Here is a 6,631-nt window from a genome sequence, read left to right as displayed (position 1 = left end):
CCCCCCCCCCCTCCGCGGGACGGTAGACACCCCGCTGACGTGCAAGAGCCGTGTTCCCCTTCCCAACCGTGCTTATGCCGTCCCTCTCCGCGGGGAACGAGCGGGCGGCCTGATGTTCGCAGGGTCCGCCACCATCCCTGGACGACGGTCCCACGGCCCCGCAGGCCGAGGGCGTGGACCCCGCATTCCGAACCGGCCGCAGCCACACGTTTCGCAGATGATCCGCATCCGCCCATCCGCCGCTGTCCTGCTGGCGCTCGCCGCCTGTGCGCCCGCCCAGCCCGCGCTCTCGCCCGCGCCGCCCGCTCCAATCGCGACGACCTCGATCGCGGCCGCGCTGGACAGCATCTTCAACGACACGGCGTTCGCCAGCGCGCACTGGGGCGTGATGGTGCGCTCGCTGGAGACGGGCGAGACGCTGTACGCGCGCAATGCGGGGCGGATGTTCGTCCCCGCCAGCAACATGAAGATCGTGACGGCCTCCGCCGCCTTGGAGGTGCTGGGGCCGGACTACCGCTACCGGACGCGGCTGGCCGCCACGGGCCCCGTGCAGAACGGCGTGCTGCGCGGCGACCTGCTCGTCATCGGCAGTGGCGATCCCAGCATCTCCGAGCGCTTTCACGGCGACGTGCGGACGGTGTTCCGCGCCTGGGCGGACTCGCTCCGCGCGCACGGCGTCACGCGCATCACGGGCGGGGTCATCGGCAACGACGACGTGTTCGACGACGTGGCGTTCGGTCGCGGCTGGGCGTGGGACGACCTGCCGGACTCGTACTCCGCCGAGGTGGGCGGGCTGGAGCTGAACGAGGGGTTCGTCACCGTCCGCGTGGCGCCCGCGCCGGGCCAGCGCGCCGCCGCCGTCACCACGCATCCCGTGAGCGACGAGTGGGTTCCGGTCCTCGGCAACGTGTGGATGGGCCCGGCGGGCGGGCAGCCGCAGGTGCGTGTGGCCCGCGCGGACACGTTGAGCGGCGTGCTCGTCTCCGGCACCCTGCCGGCGGACACGACGGTGGTGGAGGAGGAGGTTTCCGTCCGCAACAACACGCGCTTCTTTGCCTCCGTGCTGCGGCAGGCGCTGCTGGAGGCGGGGATCGGCGTGGGCGGCCCGTCGGCGGACGCGGACGACCTGCCGGCGGCGCGCACGGACAACCCGACGGTGCTCTTCACGCACACGTCGCCGCCCATGGCGGAGATCCTGGCCGCGTTCCTCAAGCCCAGCCAGAACCAGATCGGAGAGATCCTGCTCAAGACGCTGGGCCGCGAGCAGCGGGGGATGGGCACGGCGGCCGCCGGCGCGTCCGTCGTCGACAGCGTGATGCGCGGATGGGGGCTGCCGTCGCGGCTGCTGTCCCAGGCGGACGGCTCCGGCCTGTCGCGCTACAACCTCGTGGCGCCGGCGTTCCTCGTGGCGCTGCTGGAGCGCGAGTCGCGCAGCCCCAACTTCGCCGTCTTCTACGAAGCGCTGCCGATCGCCGGACGCGACGGCACGTTAGCCAGCCGGATGCGCGGCACGCCTGCCGAGGGGAACGTGCACGCCAAGACGGGCACGCTGTCGGGGGTGCGGTCGCTGTCGGGCTACTTCACGACGGCGGAGGGGGAGCGGATGGTGTTCAGTATGATCGTGAACCACCACACCCTCTCCGCCCGCGACGCCGACCGCGTGGCCGAGGCCGCCGTCATGCGCGTGATCGCGGCCGGTCGGCGGACGACGCGCTGAGGATGGATCGGACGCGCTGAGCGTGGATCCGGCGGACTGGTGATAGATCCAGCGGACTGGGACGGTTCGCGCCGGTAGCAGCCCGCCCCTCTTCCGGCCTCTCCCCGCTCGTCCCTCGCGGAGAGAGGAGAACAGCGGTGGGCTCCGGGATCGAGCCGGATGGGCAGAGTGTGTCTCGCCCGCGGAGGGCCCCCTCCCCCCGGCCCCCTGCCCCCGCTTCGCGGGGGAGGGGGAGAACTGCGGTCCCGCGCGGACCCACCTCCACGCGCTGAACCGTCCCCACGACAAACCCCTCCCCCGAAGTTGGGGGAGGGGTCGACCGCCGTTGCGAGAACGAGCAAAAAGGCGGTCGGGGGAGAGGGCCCCCGCGTCGCGCAGCGACGCGGGCCCTGCTGCCTCGTCTCCTCCAGCCGCCGTCCGTGCTTTCGTCCGCCCTGTCCTTCTCGACCGTCGATCCGCCGCGGCTTACCGCGGGCGCTCGCGGCGCTCGCCGCCGGGCGACGTGGGCGGCAGCTGCGGGCCCGTGCCGCCGCGCGGGCTGCCCGTCATGGCGATCTGCTCCAGCCGCTGCACGCGGTTGTTCAGCCGGCCCACCAGGATGCGCGTGGCGCGCAGGTCGTGGTTGCTCTCGATGAGCATGAGCCCCATGTCGGCCGCGCCCCATAGCAGGCCCGCGAACACGATGAGCCGCGTGGCCTCGATGAGCAGCTGCGGGATGGCCGCCTGCCCCTGCTGCACCAGCCCCAGCACCATCTCGGCGATCAGCAGCAGGATCAGCAGGATCGCCAGGATCTTGAACATCCGCGCGATGTAGCGCAGCCCCGCGTGCGGCTCCAGGTCCTCGTCGCGCACGTCCATCCCCGGCGCCCCATGCCCCGGGCGCTCGTCCTCTTCCCTGCGCTCCACGCGGATGCCCGCGTCACGTCCGTCGTCCGCCACCGTTCGCTCCCTGTTCCGCGTTTCGCATCGTCCACCCCTCCACAAGCCCACCACGCGCCCGGCGAAAGCTCACCAGCGGGCGCGGAACCCCCGCGTGTCGATGTGCACCATCCCCTGGTGCCCGCCCGTGGGCGGATAGTAGTGCATGCCGCCCACCAGCTGCGGGTACTTGGCCTCGACCCGGTCCACGGCCGCGCCGATCACCCGCGCGTCGTCCAGGTTGATGCGTCCGTCGCCGTTGAGGTCGTCCATGATGCCGTTGTGGTCGTTGTCCACGGCAATGTCCATGGCGTCGCCGTACATGTGGCGCGACAGCTTGCCCCGGCCCACCGTGTTGCCGCCGCCCGCGTTGTACGCCGGCGTGCGGAACCCGCTGACGGCGAAGATGTTCTCCACCGGGTGGCCCATGGCCTCGAGCTCCTGGATTACCAGCTCCACCTTGTCCAGCACGCGGGGCTGCACGGCCACGTACTTGGGCCACACGTTCTCCTGGCCCTTGGTGATGAAGTCCTTGAGCTGGATGTGCTCCGAGAGCCACATCTCCTTGTTCTGCTGCGTCACCCGGATGAGCCCCGGCGGCGGACGGTACACGGGCTTGGGCGCGCCGCCCTGCTCGTACGGCCAGTTGCCGATGCGGTAGCCGCCGATGCTGCCGCCGCGCTTTTCCGACAGCGGCACGAGCGTGATCACGCTCACGTCCGACGCGGGGCGAATGGCGTCGCGCATGCGCAGCACCAGGTTCCAGATGCCGCTCTCCGCCGGCGCCTGCGTGGCGGGCACCTCGGCCGCGCCCGTGCCGCCGGCGCCGTCCGTGGGCCGCAGCACGATCCGCGCATCCGACGGCAGCGAATCGGCCACCCCCGGCAGGTTCAGCGAGTCGCCGGGGTTCACGATGCTCACCTTTACGGCCCCGCTCAGGCCGCCCACCTGCTCCTCGAAGTCCTCCTCGAACCCGCGGACGAACTGGTCCACGAGAAACGCGGGCTCCGGCGGCGCGTCCGAGGCCAGCGGGCTGCGGATGAGCTGGTCGGTAATGCGGGCCACGGGCGGCTGGTTGGCGCGCAGGTGCTCGCGCGGCGCAAAGCCGATGGTGTAGATCCACCCCGTGAGAAAGGCGCCCACCAGCAGGGTGGCCACGCGGTTGAACGTGCGCTCCTGGCGCTCCGACAGGCCCGCGCGCTCCCATCGTGAGCGGGGCTCGCGTACCAGCGGAAAGAGGAACGGGTCCTGTGCGTATTCCATAGGTGCCGCGGCTGCTTCATCATCCGTGCCGCCTGCGGAGGCGTCGACGGACGGGTCCATGCCTGGCCGGGCGCGCCGGCCGCTCGGGGCGCATCCGTAGCAAGCCTTCGGCCAGTCCGCCGGGTCGCGCTATGTCGTTGCGCGAATTGGCATTGTCGGGCGGGGGCGACGATGGGCGTCGGCGCGGGCGGATGAACGGCGTGGGATGAGCTTCGTCGTGCGATGGATGGATCAGGCGGAGGGCGAGCGCCCCCCGTCCCCGGCCCTTCCCCCATAAACTGCATGGGGGAAGGGAGAAAGACCGTCCGGCAGAGTCGCTCCCACACCCGCACCAGGGCTCGTGGAAGTATACACCCCCTCCCGCGCAGTTTGCGGGAGGGGGTGGACGAGCCTGAGCGAGGCCGGGGGAGGGCCCGCCCTCAATACACGTTCACGCCCACCGTCTTGGGCGTCGCCGTCCCGAAGCTGGCCGTTACCTCGCCGGTGCCCGTGCGCACGCCCAGCACGTGGCCCGTGCGGTCGTCCCACTGGCTCACGTAGATCTGCCCGCTCACGTTGGTCCCCGTCCAGCTCACGGAGCCGGAGGTGTTCACCGTGCCGGTCCAGTCGTGCACGGTGGCCGTGAGCAGCTGGTACTGGCCGTGCTGGATCTGCGAGTTGCCGGAGATGTCCACCCAGCCGTTGGGGTGCGCGATGGGCGCCGACAGCCCCACCGTGTACGTCCACGACGTGACCGTGCCGGGCACGCTGAACGTCCAGATGGAGGTGCCGGTGGTGTAGCCCGGATCGATGGTCTGCCGCCACTTCCAGAACGGCTGGTTGGCCGCCGTGAACGTGGCCGTGCCGTCGGCGTTGCTCACCGTGACCGTGCCGGAGCCGCCCGTCACCTGGATGTTGCTGATGAACGCGTAGATGGTGTCCACGTCCACGCCCGTGTTGGTGCCGATGGCCTGGCCCAGGTCGTTGCGGATCTCGTTGAAGAAGTACGCCGTGCCGCCGCTGGTGAACTGTTGGTTGGTCAGCACCGTGAAGTGCGAGCTGAGCAGCACGCGCGTCTGGTTCGCGCCGCCGGCCGCGGTCGCGTCGCCGCACTTCGTCGTTCCGGCGACGGCGTCCACGCGGCAGGTGACGGTGCCCAGCAGCTTCTGGTGCCGGGCGACGGCGACGGGCTCGCGCGCCGCGGACGATCCGCTGGGGATGTCGCCGCAGGCGGAGGCCAGCAGCAGGGCGGCGAGGGCGAATGCCTGGATACGGGGCTTTTTCACGCGGGGATCTCCTGGGAGGGGAAAGTCACGGGCCCCCTCCGCCCTTCCGCGGGGTGCGGAAGGGGGAGCGGACCCGGGTGAGGCGAGGGAGCCTCAGTACACTTCGATGGCGTACACGTCGGGCTTGAAGGTGCCCAGGCTGGCCGTCACCTCCACGTAGCCCACGCCGGTGCCGGCGAACGTGGCCTGGCGGCTGTTGTTGGTCGTGGTGGTCACGCTGCCGCCCACGCTGCTGGTGCTCCACAGCACGCTGCCGCTGGTGACCGTGGTGCCCGTCCAGTCACGCACGAGGGCCGTGTGCTGGCGCGAGCCGCCGTTGGGCACCTGCGTGTCGCCGCTCACCTCGATCCACCCGTTGGGGTGCATCACCGTCGTCTGCACGCCGATGGTGTACGTCCACGACGTGACGGTGGCGGGCAGGTTGAAGGTCCAGATCTTTGTGAACGTGTCGTCCCCGGGCGAGACCTCGCCGTCATAGGCCCAGTACGCCTGGCTGGGCGCGGTGAATCCGCGCATGCCGTCGTGGTTGGCGGGGGTGACGGTGCCCGATCCGCCCGTGGTGGTGATGCTGGTGATGAACGCGAACGTGGTGTCGGGCACCCCGTTCTCGATCCCGATCTCCTGGCCCAGGTCGTTCTGGATCTCGTTGAAGAAGTACGCCAGGCCGCCGCTGTTGAACTGCGCGCCCGTCTCCAGGGTCCAGTACGCGCTGTCCAGGATGAAGCGGTTGGCGGAGGGGCCGCCCGGCGCCACCAGGTCACCGCAGCGGCTGGTCTGCCTGACCACGTCCACGTGGCAGGTGATGGTGCCCAGCAGCACCTTGGCCGGCTCGGGCGCATTCGCCCGGGCGCCGGCCCCGGCGCCTGTAACGTCGCCGCAGGCGGCCGCCAGCAGCAGGGCGGCCGTGGCCAGGGCAGAAACATGGATCGTTCTCATTCGGACCTCGTGAGAGATTAAGGAAGGATGGAGGGCGCTATGAGAGCCGCGCGGGAGACGTGGCGGAGCCGGCCCGCGATCCGTGGCAGCCCGACACGTCCGAGCCCAATCTGCATCCGGAATGACGGAAGAGCAAAGGAAAAGAATCAGCGGATCAGGTGTTACGCGGCCCGGAAGCAGCCGTGTGCACCGTGCACGCGACACCGTCGAATTTTGTCCAGATCAGGTTGTGAGTCCCGATCCGATGGCCGTCCGATCCCGCCGATCCGCGACGGGGCAGTCCGCGCGATCGGGATCATCCGCAAACGGAACAACCTCCCCCGAGAAATTCGGAGGAGGTTGCGGAGGAATGATCGGCCCCGGTGCGTCAGCCGGCGAAGAAGCGCGAGACGGTGTAGATGAGCAGGCCCACCAGGCCGCCCACCAGCGTGCCGTTGATGCGGATGTACTGCAGGTCGGGCCCGAGCTCGCGCTCGAGCTCCTGCACCAGGCGGCTCTCCTGCCAGCCGTTGATCTGGTCCTCGACGAAGCG

At 70.6% G+C, this 6,631-nt stretch carries 6 protein-coding genes; 1 reads left to right on the top strand and 5 read right to left on the bottom strand.

Annotated features, from left to right (window positions below):
• Positions 1–217 precede the first annotated feature (217 nt).
• Positions 218–1,717, top strand: coding sequence for a D-alanyl-D-alanine carboxypeptidase/D-alanyl-D-alanine endopeptidase (gene dacB / locus VFZ20_RS13065; protein ID WP_329684332.1), 1,500 nt, complete (start codon positions 218–220; stop codon positions 1,715–1,717).
• Positions 1,718–2,182: 465 nt separating this feature from the next.
• Here the strand turns inward: dacB and VFZ20_RS13060 are convergent, their stop codons facing one another.
• From VFZ20_RS13060 to VFZ20_RS32750, 5 genes are all read right to left on the bottom strand, one after another.
• Entirely contained in the window at positions 2,183–2,656 is a 474-nt protein-coding gene (locus VFZ20_RS13060) for a hypothetical protein (RefSeq protein ID WP_329684331.1), read from the bottom strand.
• A 69-nt stretch (positions 2,657–2,725) separates the two neighbouring features.
• Positions 2,726–3,898, bottom strand: a complete 1,173-nt coding sequence (locus VFZ20_RS13055; RefSeq protein WP_329684330.1) for a hypothetical protein — start codon at positions 3,896–3,898, stop codon at positions 2,726–2,728.
• 419 nt (positions 3,899–4,317) lie between these two features.
• Complete coding sequence (locus tag VFZ20_RS13050) at positions 4,318–5,163, bottom strand: hypothetical protein (RefSeq protein WP_329684329.1); 846 nt, start codon at positions 5,161–5,163, stop codon at positions 4,318–4,320.
• Positions 5,164–5,256: 93 nt separating this feature from the next.
• Entirely contained in the window at positions 5,257–6,099 is an 843-nt protein-coding gene (locus VFZ20_RS13045; protein ID WP_329684328.1) for a hypothetical protein, read from the bottom strand.
• Between the two features lie 367 nt (positions 6,100–6,466).
• Positions 6,467–6,631 (bottom strand): DUF445 family protein (locus VFZ20_RS32750; protein ID WP_349264092.1); only part of this gene is annotated, 165 nt, incomplete at its 5' end.

The organism is Longimicrobium sp. (assembly GCF_036280135.1).
Lineage (GTDB): Bacteria > Gemmatimonadota > Gemmatimonadetes > Longimicrobiales > Longimicrobiaceae > Longimicrobium.
This window is presented reverse-complemented; position numbering and strand designations above follow the sequence as displayed.